19 protein-coding genes and 2 pseudogenes are annotated in these 24,022 nt (G+C 74.1%); 13 read left to right on the top strand and 8 right to left on the bottom strand.

The window, feature by feature from the left end; all coding sequences use genetic code 11:
- The first annotated feature begins 134 nt into the window (after positions 1-134).
- On the top strand, positions 135-1,724 hold the full coding sequence (locus AB0M76_RS05025) for an RNA polymerase sigma factor (protein ID WP_365951573.1): 1,590 nt from the start codon (positions 135-137) through the stop codon (positions 1,722-1,724).
- Between the two features lie 45 nt (positions 1,725-1,769).
- Here the strand turns inward: AB0M76_RS05025 and AB0M76_RS05020 are convergent.
- From AB0M76_RS05020 to AB0M76_RS05000, 5 genes and pseudogenes are all read right to left on the bottom strand, one after another.
- A pseudogene (locus tag AB0M76_RS05020) lies at positions 1,770-2,343 on the bottom strand (hypothetical protein); the annotation flags it as partial.
- 32 nt (positions 2,344-2,375) lie between these two features.
- Complete coding sequence (locus AB0M76_RS05015; protein WP_365951572.1) at positions 2,376-2,816, bottom strand: SRPBCC family protein; 441 nt, start codon at positions 2,814-2,816, stop codon at positions 2,376-2,378.
- A gap of 64 nt (positions 2,817-2,880) precedes the next feature.
- Positions 2,881-4,179, bottom strand: a complete 1,299-nt coding sequence (locus AB0M76_RS05010; RefSeq protein WP_365951914.1) for an amino acid permease — start codon at positions 4,177-4,179, stop codon at positions 2,881-2,883.
- A 176-nt stretch (positions 4,180-4,355) separates the two neighbouring features.
- A complete protein-coding gene (locus AB0M76_RS05005; protein WP_365951571.1) occupies positions 4,356-6,461 on the bottom strand; it encodes a phage holin family protein in 2,106 nt (701 codons plus the stop codon).
- Positions 6,462-6,667: 206 nt separating this feature from the next.
- Positions 6,668-7,072 carry a hypothetical protein gene (locus tag AB0M76_RS05000; RefSeq protein ID WP_365951570.1) on the bottom strand — a complete coding sequence of 135 codons (405 nt, stop codon included), beginning with the start codon at positions 7,070-7,072 and terminating at the stop codon, positions 6,668-6,670.
- Between the two features lie 336 nt (positions 7,073-7,408).
- Here AB0M76_RS05000 and AB0M76_RS04995 point away from each other — a divergent pair, with 336 nt between their 5' ends.
- On the top strand, positions 7,409-8,185 hold the full coding sequence (locus AB0M76_RS04995) for an MBL fold metallo-hydrolase (protein WP_365951569.1): 777 nt from the start codon (positions 7,409-7,411) through the stop codon (positions 8,183-8,185).
- Positions 8,186-8,196: 11 nt separating this feature from the next.
- Entirely contained in the window at positions 8,197-8,820 is a 624-nt protein-coding gene (locus AB0M76_RS04990) for a VTT domain-containing protein (protein WP_365951913.1), read from the top strand.
- A 179-nt stretch (positions 8,821-8,999) separates the two neighbouring features.
- Here the strand turns inward: AB0M76_RS04990 and AB0M76_RS04985 are convergent, their stop codons facing one another.
- Both AB0M76_RS04985 and AB0M76_RS04980 read right to left on the bottom strand, forming a co-directional pair.
- Entirely contained in the window at positions 9,000-10,217 is a 1,218-nt protein-coding gene (locus tag AB0M76_RS04985; protein WP_365951568.1) for an aminotransferase class I/II-fold pyridoxal phosphate-dependent enzyme, read from the bottom strand.
- 180 nt (positions 10,218-10,397) lie between these two features.
- Entirely contained in the window at positions 10,398-10,970 is a 573-nt protein-coding gene (locus tag AB0M76_RS04980; RefSeq protein ID WP_365951567.1) for a TIGR03086 family metal-binding protein, read from the bottom strand.
- A 194-nt stretch (positions 10,971-11,164) separates the two neighbouring features.
- Here AB0M76_RS04980 and AB0M76_RS04975 point away from each other — a divergent pair, with 194 nt between their 5' ends.
- The 5 genes from AB0M76_RS04975 to AB0M76_RS04955 all read left to right on the top strand — a co-directional run bounded on the left by AB0M76_RS04975 (position 11,165) and on the right by AB0M76_RS04955 (position 17,025).
- Complete coding sequence (locus tag AB0M76_RS04975) at positions 11,165-11,983, top strand: methyltransferase domain-containing protein (RefSeq protein WP_365951566.1); 819 nt, start codon at positions 11,165-11,167, stop codon at positions 11,981-11,983.
- Positions 11,984-12,113: 130 nt separating this feature from the next.
- The gene (locus tag AB0M76_RS04970; protein ID WP_266662059.1) at positions 12,114-12,557 is read left to right on the top strand and encodes an SRPBCC family protein; all 444 of its coding nucleotides are present in this window, start codon (positions 12,114-12,116) and stop codon (positions 12,555-12,557) included.
- 224 nt (positions 12,558-12,781) lie between these two features.
- A complete protein-coding gene (locus tag AB0M76_RS04965; protein WP_365951912.1) occupies positions 12,782-13,615 on the top strand; it encodes a M55 family metallopeptidase in 834 nt (277 codons plus the stop codon).
- Positions 13,616-13,658: 43 nt separating this feature from the next.
- Positions 13,659-15,017, top strand: coding sequence for a M20/M25/M40 family metallo-hydrolase (locus tag AB0M76_RS04960; protein ID WP_365951911.1), 1,359 nt, complete (start codon positions 13,659-13,661; stop codon positions 15,015-15,017).
- Between the two features lie 13 nt (positions 15,018-15,030).
- A complete protein-coding gene (locus AB0M76_RS04955; RefSeq protein ID WP_365951565.1) occupies positions 15,031-17,025 on the top strand; it encodes a prolyl oligopeptidase family serine peptidase in 1,995 nt (664 codons plus the stop codon).
- A 170-nt stretch (positions 17,026-17,195) separates the two neighbouring features.
- Here AB0M76_RS04955 and AB0M76_RS04950 read toward each other — a convergent pair whose 3' ends face one another.
- Positions 17,196-17,942, bottom strand: a complete 747-nt coding sequence (locus AB0M76_RS04950; protein ID WP_365951564.1) for a hypothetical protein — start codon at positions 17,940-17,942, stop codon at positions 17,196-17,198.
- An 11-nt stretch (positions 17,943-17,953) separates the two neighbouring features.
- Between AB0M76_RS04950 and AB0M76_RS04945 the strand changes: the two genes are divergently transcribed.
- From AB0M76_RS04945 to AB0M76_RS04925, 5 genes and pseudogenes are all read left to right on the top strand, one after another.
- Entirely contained in the window at positions 17,954-18,532 is a 579-nt protein-coding gene (locus tag AB0M76_RS04945; protein ID WP_365951563.1) for a GNAT family protein, read from the top strand.
- 4 nt (positions 18,533-18,536) lie between these two features.
- Complete coding sequence (locus tag AB0M76_RS04940; RefSeq protein WP_365951562.1) at positions 18,537-19,436, top strand: arginase family protein; 900 nt, start codon at positions 18,537-18,539, stop codon at positions 19,434-19,436.
- Positions 19,437-19,571: 135 nt separating this feature from the next.
- Positions 19,572-21,566: a DUF5107 domain-containing protein gene (locus AB0M76_RS04935; RefSeq protein WP_365951561.1), complete on the top strand. Its 1,995-nt coding sequence runs from the start codon at positions 19,572-19,574 to the stop codon at positions 21,564-21,566.
- A 52-nt stretch (positions 21,567-21,618) separates the two neighbouring features.
- Positions 21,619-22,123: pseudogene (locus AB0M76_RS04930) on the top strand (radical SAM protein); the annotation flags it as partial.
- A 112-nt stretch (positions 22,124-22,235) separates the two neighbouring features.
- Positions 22,236-23,837 (top strand): alpha/beta hydrolase, encoded by a 1,602-nt coding sequence (locus tag AB0M76_RS04925; protein ID WP_365951560.1) that lies wholly within the window; start codon positions 22,236-22,238, stop codon positions 23,835-23,837.
- Positions 23,838-24,022 lie beyond the last annotated feature (185 nt).

Genomic DNA, 24,022 nt, shown 5'->3' with positions numbered 1-24,022 from the left:
TCGACTCGGGCATGCGATGAACCGACAGGTGTCCTCGCGCGGCCCCGGAATACAGACCCCCCTCGGGTCTGTTTCCCGAGTTCGCGCGATGATGTCCCGCCCACTCCTTATCTGTTCGCAACGAGAGGCTCCTTGTGTCGCTCAGCCCGTCCCGTACGTTCCCTCCGGAGATCGCCGAATCGGAGGCCCTCGTCGCGCTCGTAGAGCGCGGCCGCGAGCAGGGTCACATCAACGGTGACGACGTGCGCCAGGCCTTCGAGGCCGGCCGCATCCCGGTGGACCAGTGGAAGCGGGTCCTGCGCAGCCTGAACCAGGTCCTGGACGAGGAGGGTGTCGCGCTGCACGTCAGCGCCGCCCCCGCCACGAAGGCTGCCGCGAAGAAGCCCCGCAAGGCGGCCGCCGCGCCTGCCCGCACCGTGACCAAGAAGGCGGCCGCCGCGCCGCGCCCCATCGGTGCGCGCAAGGCCTCGGCCACCAGCCCGGCCACCGCCACCGCGTCGGCGATATCCGCTTCGCCGGCCGCGGCCACCGAGGACGAGGTGGCGGCCGACGCCGTCGCCGAGCCGAAGAAGCGGACGGTCAAGAAGACCGCCGCGAAGAAGACCGCGGTGAAGAAGACCGCCGCGGCCAAGAAGACCGGCGCCAAGGATGCCGACGAGGGCGAGACCCCGGCCGCCGAGGGTGAGGACTGGGCCGCCGAGGACCTCGCCGACGACGCCGAGGAGGAGGCCCCCAAGCCCGGCGGCACCCAGGGCTTCGTCCTGTCCGACGACGACGAGGACGACGCCCCGGCGCAGACGGTCATGGTGGCCGGCGCCACCGCCGACCCCGTCAAGGACTACCTCAAGCTCATCGGCAAGGTGCCGCTCCTCAACGCCGAGCAGGAGGTCGAGCTCGCCAAGCGCATCGAGGCGGGCCTCTTCTCCGAGTACAAGCTCGAAGAGGAGGAGGACCACAAGCCCGCCTTCAAGCGCGAGCTGGAGATCCTGGTCGAGGACGGCCGCCGCGCCAAGAACCACCTGCTGGAGGCCAACCTCCGTCTCGTGGTCTCGCTGGCCAAGCGCTACACCGGCCGCGGCATGCTCTTCCTGGACCTGATCCAGGAGGGCAACGTCGGCCTGATCCGCGCCGTGGAGAAGTTCGACTACACCAAGGGCTTCAAGTTCTCCACGTACGCGACCTGGTGGATCCGGCAGGCGATCACGCGTGCCATGGCCGACCAGTCGCGCACCATCCGCATCCCCGTCCACATGGTCGAGATCATCAACAAGCTGGCGCGCGTCCAGCGCCAGATGCTCCAGGACCTCGGCCGGGAGCCCACTCCGGAGGAGCTGGGCAAGGAACTCGACATGACCCCCGAGAAGGTCATCGAGGTCCAGAAGTACGGCCGCGAGCCGATCTCCCTGCACACCCCCCTGGGTGAGGAGGGCGACAGCGAGTTCGGTGACCTGATCGAGGACTCCGAGGCGGTCGTCCCGGCCGACGCGGTGAGCTTCACCTTCCTCCAGGAGCAGCTGCAGTCGATCCTGGGCACGCTCTCCGAGCGTGAGGCGGGCGTCGTCTCGATGCGTTACGGCCTGAACGACGGCCAGCCCAAGACCCTGGACGAGATCGGCCGCGTGTACGGGGTCACCCGTGAGCGCATCCGCCAGATCGAGTCCAAGACCATGTCGAAGCTGCGCCACCCGTCGCGTTCGCAGGTGCTGCGCGACTACCTGGACTAAGCCCGGACTAAGCCGGCCCGCGCCCTCAGGCCAGTCGGAAGACCGGCCCCGGGGCGTGAACGGCAGGGAAGCACCCTGCGGAACCGGACAGGCGTGCTCGCGCCGGATCCGCAGGGTGTCGCACCACCCGTCCGTGATCACCAGCACCGGGGCCTGCGGAGGGAAGTCCTCCGCACGCCGGAGCAGGTCGATCGCGGGTTGGAGCACGGTCCCGCCCCGCCCGCGCTCCTTTACTCGCCCCGCGATTTCGGTGGGGGGCAGATAGCCCGCTTCGTACGGCGCCGCGTCGCAGAACACGACGCGTGCCGCCGGTACGTCGCGGGCTTCCGCGTACCACCAGCGGGCGAGCTGCGCGTCCCAGGGCACGGGCGGGTGGGCCGGCGCCCGGATCTCCTGGACCAGTCCGGCGGGCAGCAGTCCGCGCTCCCCGCAGGCGTGCAGGTCGAAGCCCTGGACGAGGCCGCGCCGGTAGAAATCGTCCAGGTCTGTGTACGGGAGGCTGCCCGCGTGGGGCAGCGGCTCGCCCAGGAGGTCCCCGAGGCCCTTGCCGCGCAGGGGTCTACAGCCGGCGCTGCCGGCGCAGGTCGGCGGCGATGCGGTCGTAGACCTCCTCGACGGAGGTTTTCCGCCGCAGGGCGGTTGCCGGGTGCCTCAGTGCTCCAGCAGGTGCTTCAGCTTCTCCTCGTTGCGCGGCATCTCCTTGCGGGCGTACGGCTTGACCACGAGCGGTGCGATGACCCTGCCGATTCCGTGGGCCTCGAAGTCGAGGTCGAGGGTCACGCGCGAGCGCTTTCCGCCGTCGAGGGGTTCGATGGTCCCGCGCACATCCCCGCGTACGGGTCCGTCGAGCCCGTGCAGGCGCCAGCTGCGCGGCGGGTCGAGCTCCTTGACCTCCATGGTCATCGGGAACTCCCGCTTGCCCATGCGCCGGGTGACCTTGACCTTCGAACCGACGTGGAGGGGTGCGCCGTCGAGCGGGTGGGCGGAGACGGCGCTGTCCTGCCACTCCGGCAGGTGCGTGGGGTCCGTCACGTAGTCGAAGACGTCTTCGGGACTGCGGGAGATGTCGATGCTTTCTCTGATCGCGGACATGGCGACCCCTTCACTGCCCCCTGCTTGTCCTCTCGTTTCCTCTCATTCCAAACTACCGCGCAGGTCAGGCGGTGGCTCGGTGCCCGGCTCGGTGCTTTCGGGCGGACATCGCGGCGTAGACGAGGACGCCCGCGAAGAGGAACAGGACGCCCTGGTAGACGGCCGCGTAGCCGGAGCCGGCGACCAGCCACATCGAGAAGCCGAAGGCCAGGCCGGCGAGGACGCCGTCGCGGACCAGGCGGCCGCGGTGGACGCGCTCGGACTGCCCGGAGAGCAGGAAGTAGATCTGCGCGGCGCTGGAGAGCAGGTACGGGACGGTCGCCGTGAAGGTGGTGACCAGGACGAGGACCTCGAAGACCCCGTCCGAGCCCAGCGTGTAGTTGTAGATCGTCAGGCCGGAGGCCAGGACGACGGTGACGAGCACGCCGACCACCGGGACGCCCCGCTTCTTCGCCTCGAAGACCTTCGGGAAGAGCCCGTCGCGGGCGGCGGCGTACGGGGTCTGCGCACTGAGCAGGGTCCAGCCGTTGAGGGCGCCGAGCATCGAGATCACGGCCGCGCAGGCGACGAGGGTGCCGCCCCAGGTGCCCCCGAACATCCCGTTGACGGCGTCGGTGAAGGGGGCCTCGGAGGAGACCAGCTTCTCGTGGGGGACCAGGCCGAAGACGGAGAGGGTGCCCAGCAGGTAGACGGCGGCCGCGCCGGCGGTGCCCAGGATCGTGGCCCGGCCGACGTTGCGGGCCGGGTCGCGGACCTCGCCCGCGCTGACGGCGGCCGACTCTACGCCGAGGTAGCTGAAGAGCAGGATCGCCGCGGCGGCGGAGACCGCGCCGACGGGGCTCTGGCCGGTGGCCTGGAAGGGGCCGAGGTTCGCCGGGTCGAAGAAGAACAGCCCGCCCACCGCGACCAGCAGCAGCGGGGCGAACTTCAGTACGGTGGCCACCAGTTGGACGGTTCCGACGTAGCGGGTGCCGGCCAGGTTGGCGAGCGCCGGGAGCCACTGCACGGCGAGGGCGGCCAGGCACATCGCCGCCTTGTGCTCCCCGACGGCCGGGAAGAGCACGGTGATGTAGCCGACGGCCGCCACGGCGAGGGCCGCGTTCGAGACCCAGGCGGTGATCCAGTAGCTCCAGGCCGCGAGGAAGCCGGCGAAGTCGCCGAACGCGGCGCGGGCGTAGACGTACGGGCCGCCGGTCTGCGGGAGCCGCTGCGAGAGCCGGCCGAAGACGAGGGCGAGGGCGATCGCACCGGCGGTGAGCACGCCGAAGGCGAGCAGGCTGATCGTGCCGAAGGGCGCCACCGAGGCGGGCAGCAGGAAGATCCCGCCGCCGATGATGTTGCCCATGACCAGGCAGGTCGCGATCGGGAGGCCGAAGCGGCGCGCGTGGGGGCTCGCCGCCTCCTCGGCCGGTGTCGGGTCGCCCGGTGTCCGGGTGGGGGCAGGAGCGTGCAGGGTGGAGCTCACGGGTGGTACGCCTCGGGTGTTTCATATGCTGGACAGGTCGACATATCGTCGGGCACACCAAAAGCCGTACCAAATCAGCGATTTTCGTCCTGCACGGGCACCCCAACGGAAGGAAACGTTCCGCCGACGGACCGCTCCGGCCGTGGATCCTCCGTCAAAGCGGTCAGCGGTACCTGGGGCCCGTCCGCCTCCCGCAGCCAGCGCCGCAGTACCTCGTGCACCGCCTCCGCGCCCACCAGGCCGGGCTCCGGCTCCGACAGTTCCGTCGGCCACATCAGGAACGGGTGCCCCTGCTCCCCGCCCAGGCCTCCGTGCGAGCCGATCTGCTCCTCGAAGGCGTGCACCGACCCGGTCCTCGGGTCGTACACCGAGTTCACCATGACGTCGGCCACGTGCGGGAAGGCGTCGGTCCGGCGGACCGCCTGCGCCGCGCCCGGTCCGAACCGGGCCAGCAGCTCCTCCGCCGCACCGGGCTCGTCAAGGCGGGCCGCCGCCCCGCCCGGGCCCAGTACCTGCCCGTCCACCAGCAGGAACCCGATGCCCGGGTGGTTGGCCAGGGTCGCCAGCAGAGCGGGGTGCGCCTGCTCGATCCGCGCCCGCGAGGCCCGGCCCGGCATGTCCGGGAAGGAGATCAGCCCGAGGTTGCCCGAGGCCAGCACCACCGGGTTCGGGCCCCGCTCGGGGTGGGCCTCGGCGCCCTCCTCCACCGGCCGGTGCAGGGCCGCCAGCACCGCCGCGCGGGCCTCGGCGCCGCTGCGGGTGCGCCCGGCCCGGCGGGAGACCGGCAGCCCGCAGCCCGCGCGGACCAGGTCCTTCAGCGTCAGCCCGTAGCGGCCCAGGAAGGTCTCCCCCGGGCTCTGGCCGTGGTCCGACAGCAGCACGATCCGGTACTCCCGGGGTGCGTGCTCGGCGACGCGGGCGATCAGCGCGAGGCTCCGGTCGAGCCGGGCCAGCACCTGGTCGGTGTCCCGGCCCTGCGGCCCCGAATGGTGCGCGACCTCGTCGTAGGCGACCAGGTCCGCGTAGATCGCGGCACGCCCCGCGAGCATGTCGCCGATCACCGCCGCCACCACGACGTCCCGTTCGACCACCGTCGCGAAGGCCCGGATCAGCGGGTACAGCCCGCCCCGGGCGACCCGCGGCCGCTCCCCCCGCAGCCGGGCCCGCAGCGACTGGCCGAGCTCCCGGGCGACCTCGGCGACGAAGGACAGTGCGGTGCGGACGGCATTGGCCGGGTCGGAGAAGTACGCGAAGTAGCCCGCGCGGGAGCGGTTCGCCCGGCCCCGCCGCGCCGAGACCGACAGGACGAGGGCCAGCTGGTCGGCGCCGCCGCTGAACAGATTGCCGCGGCTCGCCCCGTCGAGGGTGAGCAGCCCGCCGTCGCCGGTGCGGGTGATGGCCCGGCGCTGGAGTTCGGCGGCGCTGGTGGGCCGGTTGCAGACCACCACCTCGCCGGTGTCCTTCTCGTACCAGCGGAAGGCCGGCACGTCGAAGTTGGAGCCGTGCAGGATGCCGAGCTGGCTGGCGCCGGTCTGGCTGGACCAGTCGGTGCGCCAGGACGTGATGCGGTGGCTGCCGTCCAGCCAGCCGGCCACCGTGGGCATCAGGGCGCTGCCCGCGGCGCGGCGCAGCGCCTCGTACCCGACCCCGTCGAGCTGGAGGAAGACCAGTCCGGGGGCGGTCTCCCGGCCACCGGGCGCGCCCTTGTGCCGCATCCGCCGGCGGCGGCGGTCGGCGAGTCGGTAGAGCCTGCGCCGGTACGCCTCGTCGTCGCGTACGGCGAGCGCGGTGGAGGTCGCCGAGGCGACGGCGGACATCACCGCGGCCACCACCACGGCGGTCTCCGGGGCCACTTCGCCGCGGCCGGACGGGATCAGGCTGAGGGCGAGCAGCAGCAGCGAGCCGTTGAGGAAGAAGACGAGCAGGCCGAGGACCAGGGCGGGCACCAGCAGCAGCGCCCGGACCAGCACCGGCCACACCAGCGCGCTCAGCAGGCCGAAGGCCCCGGCGCCCCAGGCCGCGGTCAGCCCGATCTCGGTGACACTGTCGCCGTCGCCGGACTGCAGCCGGAAGTCGGGGAGGATGCCGGCCAGCGCGAGCATCGTGAGGGTGGACACCGCCCAGACGATGATCACCCGCGCCAGGGCGCTGCCCGTGGTCCGCCACCGTCCTCGCCACACGCCGTACCGCCTCGTGTCTCCCCCGGACCCGCGCCCCGCGCGCGGCCGCGCCGCACGCTCCAGCGTCGCACAGGGCGGCGGAGGAGGCCGGGTGACAGGGGTGGCGCACGGACGTACGGAAGGCGCGGCGCCGGGAGCCGGGGCGCGGCGGGGTGCGGCGGCCGGGCCGGGCGGCGGCGCCGGGGCGCGGGGCGGGAGTGGGGCTGCTACGTGCCGTCATATCCGGCGGTCGGCATGGACAGCCGGCGGTGCACCTCGGCCTTCATGGCGGAGGTGTACTGCGGTTCGGCGAGCCCGGCGGTCTCCAGCCGTACGCCGCGCCGCTCGCACTCGGCGGTGAACTCCTCGACGGAGCGCAGCGCACAGGCCAGTACCCGGTGGTTGGGGGCGACGAACAGGTCGACCTGCCCGGCGTCGACATCGCACCAGAGCCCGCAGTGGTCGGCGCGCAGCCCGTAGAAGAGCAGCTCCCTCGTCACGACGTAGCCCTGGTCGGCGGCCCAGCGGGCGCACATGGCGTGCTGGCTCCGGGTGTCGACGACGAAGGGGTCGGTGTCCAGATCCTCGAGCGGGGCCAGGCTGGCGATCACGGCCACGCGCAGCTCATCCATGTCGCCCGACCCTACTCCGATCCGCCGCCCGGGAGGAGGGGGCTGCGGTCTTCGGTTCCGGGCGCAGCGGCGGGGCAGGCTCAGGGGGTGTCTTGTCGGTCGAGCCCGGCCTGACCGGCAAGATACCCCCTGAGCGGCCTCGGGGAAGTGGGGCACGCCCCCGCGCCGCCCTGCACGGCACCTCGCCGCGTTGTCGCAGCACCCTGGTACGTCCAGTACAAACGTGCCGCTCCGCCTTGCAATGCACCGCACCGGACGACGCGAAAACGCACCCCACTTCCCCGAGGCCGCTTAGGCTCGAGAGGTCCGGGGAGACGAGGGCGACGGGGAGGCCGGGTGTCGGTGGAGATCACCTGGTGGGGGCACGCCACGTGCACGGTCGAGGACTCCGGGGTGCGGCTGCTGACGGATCCGCTGTTCGCCCGGCGGCTCGCGCATCTGCGGCGGCGGCGCGGGGCGCTGCCCCCGCCCGAGGCGGCCGAGGCCGACGCGGTGCTGGTGTCGCACCTGCATGCCGACCATCTGCACCTGCCGTCGCTGGCCCGGCTGGCGCCCGGAACCCGGCTGCTGGTGCCGCGCGGGGCGCGCCGGGCCGTGCCGGGGCTGGCGCGGGTCGCACGGGTGCGCGGGCTGGCGGTCACGGAGATGGCTCCGGGCGACGAGGTCGGCGTACGGGCCGGCGTACGGGTACGGGCGGTCAGTGCGCGGCACGACGGGCGGCGGCTGCCGTTCGGTCCGCATCTCGCGCCGGCGCTCGGGTACGTGGTCCAGGGCTCGGCGCGGACGTACTTCGCCGGGGACACCGGGCTGTTCGACGCGATGGCCGAGGAGGTCGGGCCGGTGGACGTGGCGCTGCTGCCGGTCGGCGGCTGGGGCCCGTACCTGGGGCCGGGGCACCTGGACGCGGGCCGGGCGGCGCAGGCACTGGCCGCGCTGGCGCCGGCGGCAGCGGTGCCGGTGCACTACGGGACGTACTGGCCGATCGGGCTGGACGCGCTGCGGCCGCACGAATTCCACGCGCCGGGCGAGGAGTTCGTACGGCGGGCCCGGCAGCTGGCGCCGAAGGTGACGGTACGGGTGCCCGACCACGGCGAGCGGGTGCGGCTGCCGTGACATGGTGCGAGCTGGCGGCAGCGACAGCGGCGGGGGTCGGCCAGGCGCCGCCGGAGGCGACCCAGCAGGCGGTGGGCTACCCGGCGCTGTTCCTGCTGGTGGCACTGGGGGCGCTGGTACCGGTGATCCCGACGGGGGCGCTGGTGAGCACGGCAGCAGTGGTGGCGTTCCATCACCAGTCGCTGCCCTTCGGGCTGTTGCTGGTGTTCGCGGTGGGGGCGGTGGCCGCGTTCACCGGGGACGTGGCGCTGTACTGGCTGGGGCAGCGCGGGGTGCGTTCCCGCAACGGCTCGCGCTGGCTGGAGGCACTGCGCGGGCGCGCGACTCCCGAGCGGCTCGCGCAGGCGCAGCGCAAGCTGGACGAACACGGGGTCCTGGTCCTGGTGGTCTCCCGACTGGTCCCGGCGGGCCGCATCCCGGTGATGCTGGCCTGTCTGCTGGCCCGCCTCCCGCTACGCCGGTTCGCCCGCGGCGACGCCCCGGCCTGCCTGGCCTGGGCGGCGACGTACTGCCTGATCGGCATCCTGGGCGGCTCCCTGTTCTCGGAGCCCTGGAAGGGCGTGGCCCTGGCGGTCTCCCTCACGCTCCTGATCAGCGCGGCTCCCACCCTCTGGCGCCGCTTGCGCAGCCTTTGACCCTCCCGGTGCCCGGCCCAGGAGACGCCCCCTTCGGCCCCGCCGGCGTTTGAGGCGCCGGGGGCTGCGGGGCCGGGGGCCGCGAAGCCGGGGGCCGGGGGGGGTGTCCGTCCCGTCCCTCATCAAGAGCTCTCCGTTCACCGCACAGCGGGCTCGTCGCGTCGGTCGGCGAAAGTCGGTCAGGAGGTCAGCCCGGCCAGGACCGATCCGAGGAGGTCCAGGGAGCGTCGTACGTGCGGGAGCGCGAGCGGGTCGCGCGCAGTGAGCGCGGCGAGCCGCTCCTCCGGGGTGGCGCCGAGCAGCGGGCCGGTCGACAGGCGGACCCGCAGCGCGCCCAGGTCGTCCGCGAAGCGCTGCCCGCCGGGGGTGGGTGCGCCGAGCCGGCCTCCCAGGTAGTCCTCCAGTTCCATGGCGTCGCGGACCCCCTGGCGCGCCAGCCCGGCGCGCAGCGGGCTCAGGTCCGCGTACAGGTGCCGCCCGGCCTGCGGCGGCCGGGCGAGGGCGCCGACGGCCAGCAGCTCCCGGTGGGCCGCGGCGGCGACCACCCCGTGCAGCGCGGCCGCGGCATAGGCCCGGCCGACGACGGCGTCGGGCTCGTCGAGGGCGTGCGCGGCGGCCCCGGCGACCGGGCCCGCGACCAGGGCGCCGGTCGCGGTGAGCATGTCGAGAGTGCGGGCCCGCAGCCAGGCGCCGCGCGGGGTGCCGGGGAAGCGGACCACGGCGGCCGGCCACCCGGCGGGCAGCAGTGCACCGGACAGGTCGAGGAGTACGGCGGCCGAGTCGGGCAGCATCTCGGCCGGGCTCAGGACGAGGGTGTCGTGCGGCCGGTGGACGGTGTCGCGCCAGCTCTCGTCGCTGACGACGAACAGCCCGGCGTCCCCGGCGGCCTCGCAGGCCTCGCGCAGCATTTCGGGCGGGGGCACCGTCGCCGTCGGGTCGTCGGCCACCGACAGCAGCAGTACGCGCGGGTCGCCGCCCTCGGCCCGCACCCGCCGTACGGTCTCCAGCAGGGCGTACGGGTCCGGGATGCCGCCACACTCGGCCGGGGTCGGCACGTGGTAGGCCCGCCGTCCCAGCAGCCGGACCTGCGGCGTCCACCAGGCGGGACAGGGCCGGGGCAGCATGACATCGCCCCCGCACGCGCCGAGCAGCGCCAGCAGGAGACCGGGCGCGCCGGGCCCGGCGGCCACGTTCTCCGGCTCGGTGGGGAGCCCGCGCCTCCCCCAGTGCCGGCACGCGGCCTCGCGTACGGGCTCCCCGCCGCCCGGGGGTTCGGGGGCGGACCGTTCCGCGGCCGCGGCGATCACGGCGGTGAGCTCGGGCAGCACGGGCAGTCCGGGCTGGGGCGGGGGCGGCCCGTACCGGACCGGACCTCGGCCCTCCGCCGTGCGCTGCATCCCCGACACCTCGCCGCCCTGCCTTTCCCCGTTCCGTACATACCGCCGACTCCGTACGTGCTGCCGACTCCGTACGTGCTGCCGACCGGCCATGCCCTTGACCATGCCCTTTATACGGTTATTCGTAGGGGTACGCCTGTTATCGCCCTCCGGGGGGCCGAGGGCCACGGGCTCGGGGGCTCAGCCCTGTCGGCCCACCATGGCCAGCAGCCGGGTCTGGGCGTCCGCGCCCGCCGGCACGTCCAGCGGCGCGGCGTACATCCCGCCGGCCGCGAGCCCGTCGGCGTACGGCATGACCTCCTTGAGGGAGAACTCGACCAGGCCGTCCGGGAGCCGGTCGTCGGCTCCGACGGCCCGGGAGAGGTCCCAGGTGTGCACGACGCAGTCGGCGGTCAGCTCCGCGCAGTACGCCCGGCCCAGTGCGGGCCCGTACGAGAGCCTGACCGTGCGGTCCAGCGCCCCGGCCGCGGTGAACGCGGCGTGCGCCGCGGCCGCCGCGCGGTCCCAGGCCCCGGCCGGGTCCTCTCCGAGCACGTCGCCGGAGAACGCGTCGCCGATCTCCTCGACGGTGCGGCCGTCGGTGACCATCGGCGGGATCCAGAGCTGCTCGCCGGTGACGTGGTTGACCAGGTCGCGCACGGTCCATTCCGTACACGGCGTCGGGGCGTCCCATTGGCCGTCCGCGACGGCGCGCACCCGCTCGCCGAAGAGCCGCAGGGCCTCGGCGTGCTGTTCGAGCAGCGTGTCCGGCATGGCTCCCACCGTCCTCTGCCAGGGGGTCCCGTCTCTGGAGCCCACTGTCCTCGCACCCGTATCGCCGTGCCACCGACCTGTTCGATTCCCGTGCAGCGCAAGGATGGTGTCCACATGTCAAAACACATATCTTATATCCCGAACCCATCCCCTACGGTGATCACAACGCTTCAACGACGAGGAGGAGTCGGGTCATGAGTGCCAGGGAAACGGCCGTCTACACGCACGGGCACCACGAATCCGTTCTGCGCTCGCACCGCTGGCGCACCGCCGCGAACTCGGCGGCGTACCTGATCGGCGAGCTGCGGCCGGGGATGTCGGTCCTGGACGTGGGCTGCGGCCCGGGCACGATCACGGCGGACCTGGCGGAACTGGTCGCGCCGGGCGGCCGGGTGACCGCGGTCGACGCCGCGCAGGACGTCCTGGAGCAGGCCGCGGAGTACGTGGAGGAGCGCGGCCTGGCCGGGGCGGTCACGTTCGCCACGGCGGACGTCCACGCGCTGGACTTCCCGGACGACTCCTTCGACGTGGTCCACGCCCACCAGGTGCTGCAGCACGTCGGCGACCCGGTGCAGGCGCTGCGCGAGATGCGGCGGGTGTGCCGGCCGGGCGGGATCGTGGCCGCCCGGGACGCGGACTACGCGGCGATGACCTGGTACCCGGCGGAGCCGGGCCTGGACGCGTGGCAGGACCTGTACCGCCGGGTGGCCCGCGCGAACGGCGGCGAACCGGACGCCGGGCGCCGCCTGCTGTCCTGGGCGAAGGCGGCGGGCTTCACGGAGGTGTCCTCGTCGGCGACGGCCTGGTGCTACGCCACTCCCGAGGAGATCGCGTGGTGGTCCTCCCTGTGGGCGGACCGTACGACGGCCTCGGCGTACGCGTCCCTCGCGACGGGCGGCGGCCACGCGACCGCGGCCGAACTGTCCGCCGTCGCCGAGGCCTGGCACCGCTGGGGCACGGCCCCGGACGCCTGGTTCTCGGTCCTGAACGGCGAAATCCTGGCCCGGGCCTGACCCTCCGCCTTCCCCCGGGGACACGTTTCCCCATCCGCCCCCGCCATCACGTCCGACCCGGATTTGGGCCCTTGCCCCGGAGGTGGTTGGCTTGCCGCGACGAGCGAAGACAACTGCTGGAGGAACAGCTATGGCGCAGGTCGAAGCCACCACGGAGCGGATCATCGCGGCTGACGCGGAGACCGTGTTCGACGCGCTGGCGGACTACACCGGGACCCGGGCGAAGATGCTGCCCGAGCACTTCAGCGAGTACGAGGTGCGCGAGGGCGGCGACGGCGAGGGCACCCTCGTCCACTGGAAGCTCCAGGCCACCAGCAAGCGCGTGCGCGACTGCCTGCTGGAGGTCACCGAGCCCACCGACGGCCAGCTCGTGGAGAAGGACCGCAACTCCACCATGGTCACCACCTGGGTCGTCACCCCGGCCGGCGAGGGCAAGTCCAAGGCCGTGGTCACCACCGTCTGGAACGGCGCCGGCGGCATCGGCGGCTTCTTCGAGCGCACCTTCGCCCCCAAGGGCCTCGGCCGGATCTACGACACCCTGCTGGCCAACCTGGCCGCCGAAGTCGAGGGCTGAGCAAGGCCGTTGCCCGGCAACGGTGCCGGGCGGCTCACCGGATCGGGTGGATTTCCCGGCGGAAGTGAGCCCCCGGCCCGGGCGTGACCTCCCGGCGACACCGCGGTCGGACGCCCGGGCGTGGCCCCCGGCCGGAGCGGGCCCGGGCGGCTAGGGTGGAAGCCTGCGTGGGCGGCTCCGTCCGTGTCGGCCGCGCCGTGGCAGCCGACCGCCCGGGGGGCCCGATGAAGATCCTCGTCTCCGCCGACATGGAAGGCGCCACGGGCGTCACCTGGCCCGCCGACGTCCTGCCCGGCACGCCCGAGTGGGAGCGCTGCCGCCACCTCTTCACCTCCGACGTGAACGCGGCCGCACTCGGCTTCCTCGACGGAGGCGCCGACCGGGTCCTCATCAACGAGGCCCACTGGTCCATGCGGAACCTGCTGCTCGAACAGCTCGACGAGCGGGCCGAGATGCTCACCGGCCGCCACAAGTCCCTCACCATGGTCGAGGGGGTCCAGCACGGCGACGTCGACGGCATCGCCTTCGTCGGCTACCACACCGGCGCCGGAACGCCGGGCGTCCTCGCCCACACCTACCTCGCCAACTCCATCACCGGGGTCTGGCTGAACGGGATCCGCGCGAGCGAGGGACTGCTCAACGCCCACGTCGCCGCCGAGTACGGAGTGCCGGTGGTCCTCGTCACCGGCGACGACCTGACCTGCGTCGACGCCGACGGCTACGCCCCGGACGCGGTGAAGGTCGCCGTCAAGGACCACGTCTCCCGCTACGCCGCCGTCTGCCGCACCCCGGCCCGTACCGCCGCCGACATCCGGGCCGCAGCCAAGGAGGCCGCGGCCCTCGCCGTACGCCGGGAACCCGCGCGCGGCGGGCCGTACACCGTGGAGCTGGAGTTCGACGCCGAGCACCTGGCGATGGCCGCCACCGTCGTCCCGGGCGTCGAACGCTCCGGAGAACGCAGGGTCGCGTACACCAGCGAGACGATGTACGAGGGGATCCGGACCTTCAAGGCGGTCACGACGGTCGTCTCGGCAGCCGTGGAGGAGCAGTATGGCTGACATGCCCGCAGTCACCCCCCAGCGCCCGGCCGAGGAGACCCCCATCGGGGAGCCCTCCGCCTCGGAGTCCCCCGTCGACCGGGTGGCGCTCGACGAAGCCGTCGAGTTCACCTCAGGCCTGATCCGCATCGACACCACGAACCGGGGCGGCGGCGACTGCCGCGAGCGCCCCGCCGCCGAGTACGTCGCCGAGCGGCTCGCCGCAGCCGGCCTCGAGCCGGTCCTGCTCGAACGCACGCCCGGCCGCACCAACGTGGTGGCCCGGATCGAGGGCACCGACCCCGGCGCGGAGGCCCTCCTCGTCCACGGCCACCTCGACGTGGTCCCCGCCGAGGCCGCCGACTGGAGCGTGGACCCCTTCTCCGGCGAGATCCGCGACGGGGTGGTCTGGGGCCGCGGCGCCGTCGACATGAAGAACATGGACGCGATGGTGCTGGCCGTCGTACGGGCCTGGGCGCGCGCAGCCGAGAGAGGGCAACACTGCCGGCCGCGCCGCGACATCGTGATCGCCTACACCGCGGACGAGGAGGACCGCGCGGTCGACGGCTCGGGATTCCTCGCCGACCAGCACCCGCACCTCTTCGAGGGCTGTACGGAGGGCCTGAGCGAATCGGGCGCCTTCACCGTGCACAACGGACCCGGGCAGGCCCTCTACCCGATCGCGGCCGGCGAACGTGGCACCGCCTGGCTGAAGTTGACCGCCCACGGCACGACCGGCCACGGCTCCAAGCCCAACCGGGCCAATGCCGTCAGCCGGCTCGCCGCCGCCGTGGCCCGGATCGGCGAGTACCGCTGGCCCGTCCGGCTCACCGGCACGGTCGCCGCCTGCATCACCGAACTCGCCGCCCTCCAGGGCCTGTCGGTCGACCCCCGCGCCCGCAGCTTCGACCTGGACGCCGTCCTCGGCAAGCTCGGCCCGGCCGGCCTCCTCGTCGAGGCGACCGTACGCAACAGCGCCAACCCCACCATGCTCAGCGCCGGTTACAAGCTCAACGTCGTTCCGGGTACGGCCACCGCCTACGTGGACGGCCGGATGCTGCCCGGCAGCGAGGCCGAGTTCATCGCCACCCTCGACGAACTCACCGGCCCCGACGTCACGTGGGCGTTCCACCACCGCGAGATGGCCCTCGAAGCCCCCGTGGACGGACAGACCTTCGCGATCCTGCGCGAGTCCGTGGAGCGCTTCGACCCCGACGGCCACGTGGTGCCGTTCTGTATGGCGGGCGGCACCGACGCCAAGCAGTTCTCCCGGCTCGGGATCACCGGATACGGCTTCTCCCCGCTGAAACTGCCGCCCGGCTTCGACTACTGGTCCCTCTTCCACGGCGTGGACGAGCGGGTCCCCGTCGACGCCCTGCACTTCGGCGTGCGCGTCCTCGACCACGCCCTGCGGACCCTGTGAGGGGGAGCCGGTGATGGCGGTGCCGACCGGGCCCTACGGCAGCTGGCCCTCGCCCATCGGCGCGGCGGTCGCCGCCTCGCTCGACGGGCGGCCCGAGTACCTCGGCACCGTCGGCCCCGAGGTGTGGTGGACCGAGCCCCGGCCGGCCGAGGGCGGCCGCCGCACCCTGGTGCGCCGGCCCGCCGACGGCGGCCCCGAGGCCTCGGTGCTGCCCGCCCCGTGGAACGTCCGCAGCCGCGTCACCGAGTACGGCGGCCGGCCCTGGGCGGGCACCGAACGGACCGCGGGCGGGCCCCTGGTGGTGTTCGTCCACTTCGCCGACCAGCGGATGTACGCGTACGAGCCCGACGCGCCCGGCGGCCCCGCCCCGCGGCCCCTCAGCCCCGTCTCCGCGGTCGGCGGCGGGCTGCGCTGGGCCGACCCCGTCCTGCGGGCCGGTGAAGTCTGGTGCGTACTCGAGGAGTTCACCGGCCCGGCGCCCACCGACGTACGCCGGGTGCTGGCCGCCGTACCGCTCGACGGCTCGGCCGCCGAGGACCGGTCCCTCGTCCGCGAACTGACCGACGACCGGCACCGGTTCACCACCGGACCCCGGCTGTCCCCCGACGGGCTGCACGCGGCCTGGCTGGTGTGGGACCACCCCAGGATGCCGTGGGACGGCACCGAGGTGCGCCTCGCCGGCGTCGCGGCCGACGGGACGCTGACCGGGACCCGTACCGTGCTCGGTGGTCCCGAGGAGTCCGTGGCCCAGGTGGAGTGGACCCCCGGCGGGGACCTCCTCGCCGTCAGCGACCGCAGCGGCTGGTGGAATCCGTACCGGGTGGATGCGGCGACCGGCGAGGCCGTCAACCTGTGCCCGCGCGAGGAGGAGTTCGGCGGCCCTCTGTGGAAACCCGGGCTGAGCTGGCTCGCCCCGCTTCCCGGAGGCCTCCTCGCAGTCCTGCACGGCCAGGGCTCCTCGGTGCTCGGCATCCTCGACCCGGAGAGCGGCGACCTGGTGGACGCCGCCGGGCCGTGGACGGCCTGGCAGCCGACCCTCGCCGCGCACGGCAGCCGCGTGTACGGGGTCGCCGCCAGCCCGCGCAGCGCCTACGAGGTGGTGGAGCTCGGCACCGGGGACGGGCACGCCCGGGTGGTCGGCGCGGCCGGGGTGGACCCGGTGGACCCCTCGTACTACCCGGAACCGCAGAGCCGGACCTTCCTCGGTCCGGGCGGCCGGGAGATCCACGCCCACGTCTATCCGCCGCACCACCCCGCGCGCCGGGCCCCCGCCGACGAACTGCCCCCGTACGTGGTGTGGGCGCACGGCGGCCCCACCGACCACATGCCGCCCGTACTCGACCTGCACATCGCCTACTTCACCTCGCGCGGCATCGGTGTGGCCGAGGTGAACTACGGCGGCTCCAGCGGCTACGGGCGCGCCTACCGGGAGCGGCTGCGCGAGCAGTGGGGCGTCGTCGACGTGGAGGACTGCGCGGCGGTGGCCCGGGCGCTGGCCACCGAGGGCACCGCGGACCCGGACCGGCTCGCCATCCGGGGCGCCAGCGCGGGCGGCTGGACGGCGGCGGCCTCGCTGGCCGCCACCGACCTGTACGCCTGCGGGACGTTCATCTACCCCGTGCTGGACCTGCTGGGCTTCGCCGAGGAGACCCACGACCTGGAGTCCCGGTACATCGACGGCCTGGCCGGACCCCCGCAGACCCTGGCCGTACGCTGCCGCGAACGCTCACCGGTGGCCCGCGCCGGCCGGATCACCGCACCCTTCGTACTGCTCCAGGGCCTGGACGACCCGGTCTGCCCGCCGGCCCAGGCGGAGCGCTTCCTGACCGCGCTCCGGGGCCGCCCGGTCCCGCACGCGTACGTCGCCTTCGAGGGCGAGGGCCACGGCTTCCGGCGGGCGGACACCATGATCCGCGCACTGGAGGCCGAACTCTCCCTGTACACCCAGGTGTTCGGCATCGACCGGACGGACGTCCCGAAGCTGGTGCTGGCGCCGAGACCCTTCTGAGCGGCCTTGGTGAAGTGGGGTTTCGTTTTCGCGTCGGCCGGTGCGGTGCATCGCAAGGCGGAGCGGCACGCCTTTACTGGACGTACCAGGGTGCTGCGACAACGCGGCGAGGCGCCGTGCCGGGCGGCGCGGGGGCGTACCCCACTTCCCCGAGGCCGCTTGGTGCCGCACTAGGCGGTGTGCCGCCAGACGCGGAGCGGGCCCAGTGGGGCGAAGCCGTGGCGGACGGCGGTGTCGAGGTCGTCCCCGGCCTCGTAGCCGACGACCGGGAGGCCGGGCCAGAGGTTCGCGACCGCGGTGAGGGCGCCCGTCCAGGCCTCGTCGTCCGGGGTTCCGTCCGCGGTGAACACGTTGGAGAGGCCCACGACCCGGCCCGTCCGGTTGGCCGCGGCCCCGGCGACGATACGGCCGTCGGCGGAGCGGCCGGCGAAGAAGGCGATCTCCTCGGTGAGCAGGCCCGGGTGGAACAGGCCGGTGCTCTCCCCGCCGTCCCACGCCGCCTCCCAGGCGGCCAGCTCCCTGGCGCCGGTGACACGGGACCAGGTCAGTGGGGATGTGGCAGCAGCGGCCGTGACTGGAGCCAGGGCCTGCGCCGGGCGGTGGATCCACTGCGCTGCGAACAGGACCTCGAAGCCCGCCGGGGCCAGGTCGAGCACGGCGAAGCTGTCCTTGACCGAGCAGCCGGGGGAGCCGGTGTCCATCCCGGCCAGCAGCGCGTCCGCCGAGGCCTCGCGGGTCAGGGTCACGCCGTCGGGGTAGTACGGAGGGGTGCGGCGCGCACTGGTCCACGCGTCGGCCGCGAACGAGCCGCCGCCGCTGACCGCCGCGCACCACTCGGCGTTGTTGTGTACCGCCGCGCGCAGCAGTTCTTCGGTGTCCAGGTCGGCGATCACGTCGGGGATCCTGCCACACCTCATAGCCTGGGCGGATGTCATATTCCACGTACCTCCGCGAGGGGGAGCACGTCGGCCTGCGGCCGTTCCGGCTCGCCGACGGCCCCGAGTTCACCGCACGCGTGCACGAGAGCCGGGACCTCCACCGCCCGTGGCTGTCCCCGCCCGCGACGATCGAGGAGTACGAGCCGTACGCGACGCGCCTGATCGAGGGCGGGAGCCGGGCAGGGTTCCTGGTCTGCGAGCGCGAGACCGGGGCCATCGCCGGGTTCGTCAACGTCAACAACATCGTCCGCGGCGCCTTCGACTGCGGGGCGCTCGGCTACGGCGCGTTCGCGCATGCCGCCGGGCGCGGGCTGTTCCGGGAGGCGCTGGGGCTGGTCGTGGGGTACGCCTTCACCCCCGAGGACGAGGGCGGCCTGGGACTGCACCGGCTGGAGGCCAACATCCAGCCGGGCAACGCCGCCTCTCTCGCGCTGGTGCGCGGGGCCGGGTTCCGGCTGGAGGGGTTCTCGCCGGACTTCCTCTTCGTCGAGGGGGCCTGGCGCGATCACGAGCGCTGGGCGGTCACCGCCGAGATGTTTGGTCCCGCGGGCGCCGATCGCGCAGGATGAAGGCATGCGAAGCCTGGTGCTCATCGACGCCCCGTCCAACCTGGGCCTGCGCCCGTCCGCGCCCGGCACCGTCCCCGGTGTCTACAAACTGGCGGGCGCCCTGCGCGACCAGGGCCTGCTGAGCCGGCTCGGCGCCCGCGAGGGCGGGGTCGTGGTGCCGCCGCGCTACGACCGCGGCAGCTGGAAGGAGGGCGACGGGGTGTTCCACTCCGGCCCCCTCGCCACGTACACGCTCGCCCTCGCCGACCGCATCGGGGCGCACCTGGCGGCCGGGGAGTTCCCTGTCGTCCTCGGCGGGGACTGCTCGATCCAGCTCGGCGCCTCCCTCGCCATGCGCCGCCTCGGGCGGTACGGACTGGCCGCGATCGACGGCTCCGCCGACTTCCGCCACCCCGGCAACGAGGCCGTCAACGGGCCCGTCGGGGCAGCCGCCGGGGAGGAACTCGCGCTCGCCACCGGCCGCGGCCAGGCCGACCTGGCCGACCTCGACGGGCTCGGCCCCTACCTCCGGGACGAGGACGTACGGCTCTTCGGACTGCGCGACGGCGACGGGGACCTGCCGGAGCTGCGCGCGGCGGGAATCTCCGCGGCCACCGTCGGGGACATCCGGGCCCGCGGCGCCGTCCCGGTGGCGCGCGCCGCGCTGGACGGACTGCATCGGCCGGACACCGACGGGTTCTGGGTCCACCTGGACGCCGATGTGCTGGACCCGGCCGTGATGCCCGCCGTCGACAGCCCCGACCCGGGCGGACTGCTCCCCGGCGAACTGTCCGAACTGCTCGCCGTGTTGGTGGGCTCCCCGCGGTGCGTCGGGCTCAACGTCACGATCTACGACCCGGACCTGGACCCGGAGCTGCGGGCCGGGGAGCTGCTCGCCGACCTGGTCGCGGGGGCGTTCGCGTAGGCGGGGGCGTTCGGGGTGGCCGGGTTGCCCGGGTCGTTCGGGGTAGCGCTCCGGCCAGGGCTTTGCGTAATCCTGACCGGTGGTGATCCGCGGAACCCCTGTGCACCGGCCGCCGTGGCGTGTTCCATTTCCTGCATGGCCACCACCGTCCGCCGCGCCGTACTGACCCTGCCCGCAGCCCCCTTGGGGCCCGAGAACCCGCTGCCCGTCCTGCGCGCCCCCGCCGACGCGCACGCACTGGACGAGCTCCCCCAGCCACCGCTGGGAGGTGCCCCCAGGCGCGAGGGGCTGCCGCGCGACATGGCCCGGCAGATCGGGTACGAGCCGCTGCGCTCGCTGCTGCCCGTACGCCTGCTGGACGGGTACCAACGGCGCAGGCAGGAGCGCGAGTTCGAGGCTGTCGTCATCGAGAACGCACACCTGAGGGTCACCGTGCTGCCCGGACTCGGCGGCCGGGTCCACTCCCTCGTGCACGTGCCCACCGGCCGTGAACTGCTGTACCGCAACCCGGTGTTCCAGCCCGCCAACTTCGCCCTCAACGGCGCCTGGTTCTCGGGCGGCATCGAGTGGAACATCGGCGCCAGCGGCCACACCACCCTCTCCTGCGCCCCGCTGCACGCCGCGCTCGTACCGGCGCCCGATGGGGGCGTGATGGTCCGGCTGTGGGAGTGGGAGCGGCTGCGCGACCTCCCGTTCCAGGTGGACCTGTGGCTGCCGGAGGACTCGGAGTTCCTGTACGTCGGCGTCCGCATCCGCAACCCGCACGAGCGGTCCGCCCCCGTCTACTGGTGGTCCAACATCGCCGTCCCGGAGGACCCCGGCACACGGGTGCTCGCCCCCGCCGACGAGGCCTGGCACTTCGGGTACGAGCGGGCCCTGCGGCGGATCCCCGTACCGCAGTGGGAGGGCGAGGACCGCACGTACCCGCTGCGCAGCACGTACCCGGCCGACTTCTTCTACGAGGTCCCGGCCGGGGCCCGGCCCTGGATCGCCTCGCTGGATGCGGAGGGGCACGGGCTCGTCCAGACGTCCACGGCCCGGCTGCGCGGGCGCAAGCTGTTCGTCTGGGGCGCGGGGGAGGGCGGCCGGCGCTGGCAGGAGTGGCTGACCGAGCCCGGCACCGGCGGCTACGCCGAGATCCAGGCCGGCCTCGCCCGGACCCAGCTGGAGCACGTACGGCTCGAGGCCGGGGCGGAGTTCAGCTGGCTGGAGGCGTACGGGCCCCTGGCCGCGGACATGGCGTCGGTGCACGGCCCCGACTGGGCGTCGGCCCGGTCCGCCGCGGAGACGGCCCTGGCTGCGGCCCTGCCCCGGGAGCGCGTCGAGGAGGCGTACGAGGCGTGGCGCGGGTCAGCCGACACGGAGCCCGGGGAGCGGCTGGCCACGGGCTCGGGGTGGGGCGCGCTGGAGGTGCTGTGCGGCGGGCACAAGCTGCCCGGCACCCCCTTCGAGGGGGCGGGGCTCGGCGAGGCGCAGGCGCCCTGGCTGGAGCTGTGGCGTACCGGGGTCTTCCCCGCCCCGCGGCGGGTGGCGCCGCCGGGGCCCAGCCTGGTGGCCCCGCACTGGCGGGACATGCTGGAGACGGCCCCGGCGGATCCGCTGACCGAATACCACCTGGGCGTGGCCCAGTGGCATGCGGGCGATGTGGCCCAGGCGGTGCGCAGCTGGGAGCGCGGCCTGGCGCTGGCGCCCTCGCGGTGGCCGCTGCTGCGCTGCCTGGCGGTGGCGGACGCGCTGGCCGGCGACCCGGCGCGGGCCGCGCAGCGGTTCGCCGAGGCCTTCGAGGACCTGACCGAGGAGAGCCGGGGCGGCGAGCCGTGGACGGCCGCGGAGTCCGCGCTGGGGCGGGAGGCGATGACGGCGCTGCTGGCAGCGGGTCGCCTGCCGGCGGCGCGGGCGGTGTGGGACCGGCTGCGGCCGGCGCTCCGCGAGGAGGGCCGGTTCCGCCTGCTGGCCGCCCGGCTGCTGGCGGCGGAGGGCCATGTGGGCGCGGCCCGCCGGGTGTTCGAGGAGGGCTTCGAACTGCCCGACCTCCGCGAGGGCGACGAGATCCTCTCGGAGGTCTGGACCCGCATGACGGACCGCCCGCTCCCCCCGTCGTACAACTTCCGCATGCGCCCGCCGACGTAGGCCCACGGCCCCCGAGGACCGTGGGCGGGGGGCGTCGTCGTCAGGCCGGCGAGTAGGCATCTCCGTATCCGTCGGCTTCACCGACACCGCCCTGTGGCGGACCGTCGAACCCGGCACGCCCTCCCCCGCCGCCCGGCTGGCCGCCGTACGGGCCCTGACCGACGCCGGGGATCGAGTGCGGGGTGCTGATGGCCCCGGTGATCCCCTTCCTCGGGGACTCCCCCGAGCAGCTGCGGGCCACGGTGCGGGCCGTCGCCGAGTCCGGGGCGACCTCGGTGACACCCCTGGTACTCCATCTGCGGCCGGGCGCCCGCGAGTGGTTCACGGCGTGGCTGCGGGCCCGCCATCCCCACCTGGTCGAGCGGTACGAGCGGATGTACGCCGGCCGCTCGTACGCGCCCACCTGGCACCGGCGGCAGATAACCCGGCAAGTCCACGAGCTCGCGGCGGAATTCGGCATCGGCCCCTCCCGGCAGGCCGCGGCCCGCAGGATCGCCGTCCCCGAAGCCCCGGCCGAGCCCGCGCCCGCCGGCCCCACCCAGCTCAGCCTCCTGTGACCTCGTACGGCCCCTGAAAGCTCATCACATCGGGCCAATCAGCAGCCCAATCCCGCCTTCCAGGCACGGTTTCCGGGACGATTCCGCCCAGAACCCTCGGCTGGGAGGCCCCATGCTGCACCCCGCGAAGAAGCGCGGCCCCTTCAAGAAGCGCGCCGCCGTCCTGCTCTCCATCGCCACCGCGACGGTGGCCGCCGTCGTCACGAGCCCGGCCGGCGCCACGCCGACGGCAGCGGCGCCGGCCCGGGCCGCCGCCGCGCCCGCCGCGCTCCGCTGGACCGGCTGTGCGACCCAGCGCTACCCGACGCTGCAGTGCGCCTCCCTCAAGGTCCCGCTGGACCACGACCGGCCCGCGGGCCGCCAGATCTCCCTGGCCCTGACCCGGGTCCCGCACACCGCCCGCACGTCCCAGGGCCCGCTGCTGGTCAACCCCGGCGGCCCCGGCGGCAGCGGCCGGGCGCTGGCCGGGTTCATCGCCTCCGCGCTGCCCAAGGACGTCGCCGCCCAGTACGACGTGATCGGCTTCGACCCGCGGGGCGTCGGCAAGAGCGAGCCCACCCTCGACTGCGGGCCCGGCCACTTCACCCCCGTACGTCCGGACTCCGTCCCGCGCGACCTGCAGACCGAGCAGGCCAACCTGGAGCGGGTGAAGTCCTTCGCCGAGTCCTGCCAGACCAAGCACGCGGACGTGCTCCCCTACATCGGCACCGTCTCGGCCGCCCGCGACATCGAGGTGCTGCGCAGCGCCCTCGGCGCGGCGAAGGTCAGCTACTTCGGCTACTCGTACGGGACCTACCTGGGCGCGGTGTACGCCAAACTCCACCCGGACCGCGTGCACCGCCTCGTCCTGGACTCCGTGGTCGACCCGGGCGGGGTCTGGTACGAGGACAACCTCGCGCAGGACCAGGCCTTCGACGCCCGCCACAAGGCCTTCCTGGCCTGGGTGGCCCAGTACGACGAGAAGTACAAGCTCGGCACCGACCCGGCGGGGGTCGAGGAGCGCTGGTACGCGATGCGGGACGCCCTGCGTACGACACCGGCGGGCGGCAAGGTGGGCCCGTCGGAGCTGGAGGACACCTACATGCCGGGCGGCTACTACAACGGCTACTGGCCGGTCCTCGCCGAGGCCTTCTCGGCGTACGCGGTGACCGGGGACCCGAAGCCGCTGGTGACGGCGTACGAACGGTTCGGGGCGGTGGAGCCGTCCGCGGGCAACAGCTACAGCGTGTACACGGCGGTGCAGTGCCGCGACTCGGCCTGGCCGACGGACTGGAACCAGTGGCGCACGGACATGTGGCGCACCCATGCGAAGGCGCCGTTCATGACCTGGAACAACGCCTGGTACAACGCCCCGTGCGCGTTCTGGCAGACGGAGCCGCTGGCGGCGCCGGACGTGACCAACGCCGATCTCCCGCCGGCCCTGCTCCTCCAGGCGACGGACGATGCGGCGACTCCGTTCGAGGGGGCGCTGAGCATGAAGGGGAAGCTGAAGGGCTCGGCGCTGGTGGTCGAGGAGGGCGGCGGCAACCACGGGGTCGCGCTCAGCGGCAACAAGTGCCTGGACGAGAAGGTGGCGGCGTACCTGCGGACGGGCGGGGCCTCGGATGCGACCTGCCCCTCCCAGGCGGCCCCGAAGCCGACCGCGGCCACCCGCGCGGTGCCCCCGTCGGCGGGCGGCGCGGCGCTGCACGGCCTGCTGGGCTTCCGCGGCTAGGGGCGGTGCGCGGCTCGCGGGCCGGCCGGTTCGCCGTTCGCCGGTTCGCGGGCCGGCCGGTTCGCCGGCCAGCCGGTTCGCCCGAGTTCGTCCCGAATCAGTGCCACTCGTACCGGCTCCGCCCGGCCCGTCCCCGACGCTGCGGTGAACAGGAGCGGGCCGGCCGGGTATGAGCTAGGGTCCCT

It is taken from the genome of Streptomyces sp. NPDC051364, assembly GCF_040682115.1.
Lineage (GTDB): Bacteria > Actinomycetota > Actinomycetes > Streptomycetales > Streptomycetaceae > Streptomyces.
This window is presented reverse-complemented; position numbering and strand designations above follow the sequence as displayed.

Bases quoted from the DNA above. Each gene is read 5' to 3' on its own strand.
- AB0M76_RS04925 (WP_365951560.1), top strand. From the start codon at position 22,236: ATGCTGCACCCCGCGAAGAAGCGCGGCCCCTTCAAGAAGCGCGCCGCC.
- AB0M76_RS04975 (WP_365951566.1), top strand. From the start codon at position 11,165: ATGAGTGCCAGGGAAACGGCCGTCTACACGCACGGGCACCACGAATCC.
- AB0M76_RS04955 (WP_365951565.1), top strand. From the start codon at position 15,031: ATGGCGGTGCCGACCGGGCCCTACGGCAGCTGGCCCTCGCCCATCGGC.
- AB0M76_RS04945 (WP_365951563.1), top strand. From the start codon at position 17,954: ATGTCATATTCCACGTACCTCCGCGAGGGGGAGCACGTCGGCCTGCGG.
- AB0M76_RS04980 (WP_365951567.1), bottom strand. From the start codon at position 10,970: ATGCCGGACACGCTGCTCGAACAGCACGCCGAGGCCCTGCGGCTCTTC.
- AB0M76_RS04965 (WP_365951912.1), top strand. From the start codon at position 12,782: ATGAAGATCCTCGTCTCCGCCGACATGGAAGGCGCCACGGGCGTCACC.
- AB0M76_RS04985 (WP_365951568.1), bottom strand. From the start codon at position 10,217: ATGCAGCGCACGGCGGAGGGCCGAGGTCCGGTCCGGTACGGGCCGCCC.
- AB0M76_RS05000 (WP_365951570.1), bottom strand. From the start codon at position 7,072: ATGGATGAGCTGCGCGTGGCCGTGATCGCCAGCCTGGCCCCGCTCGAG.
- AB0M76_RS04950 (WP_365951564.1), bottom strand. From the start codon at position 17,942: ATGAGGTGTGGCAGGATCCCCGACGTGATCGCCGACCTGGACACCGAA.
- AB0M76_RS04935 (WP_365951561.1), top strand. From the start codon at position 19,572: ATGGCCACCACCGTCCGCCGCGCCGTACTGACCCTGCCCGCAGCCCCC.
- AB0M76_RS04940 (WP_365951562.1), top strand. From the start codon at position 18,537: ATGCGAAGCCTGGTGCTCATCGACGCCCCGTCCAACCTGGGCCTGCGC.
- AB0M76_RS05015 (WP_365951572.1), bottom strand. From the start codon at position 2,816: ATGTCCGCGATCAGAGAAAGCATCGACATCTCCCGCAGTCCCGAAGAC.
- AB0M76_RS04970 (WP_266662059.1), top strand. From the start codon at position 12,114: ATGGCGCAGGTCGAAGCCACCACGGAGCGGATCATCGCGGCTGACGCG.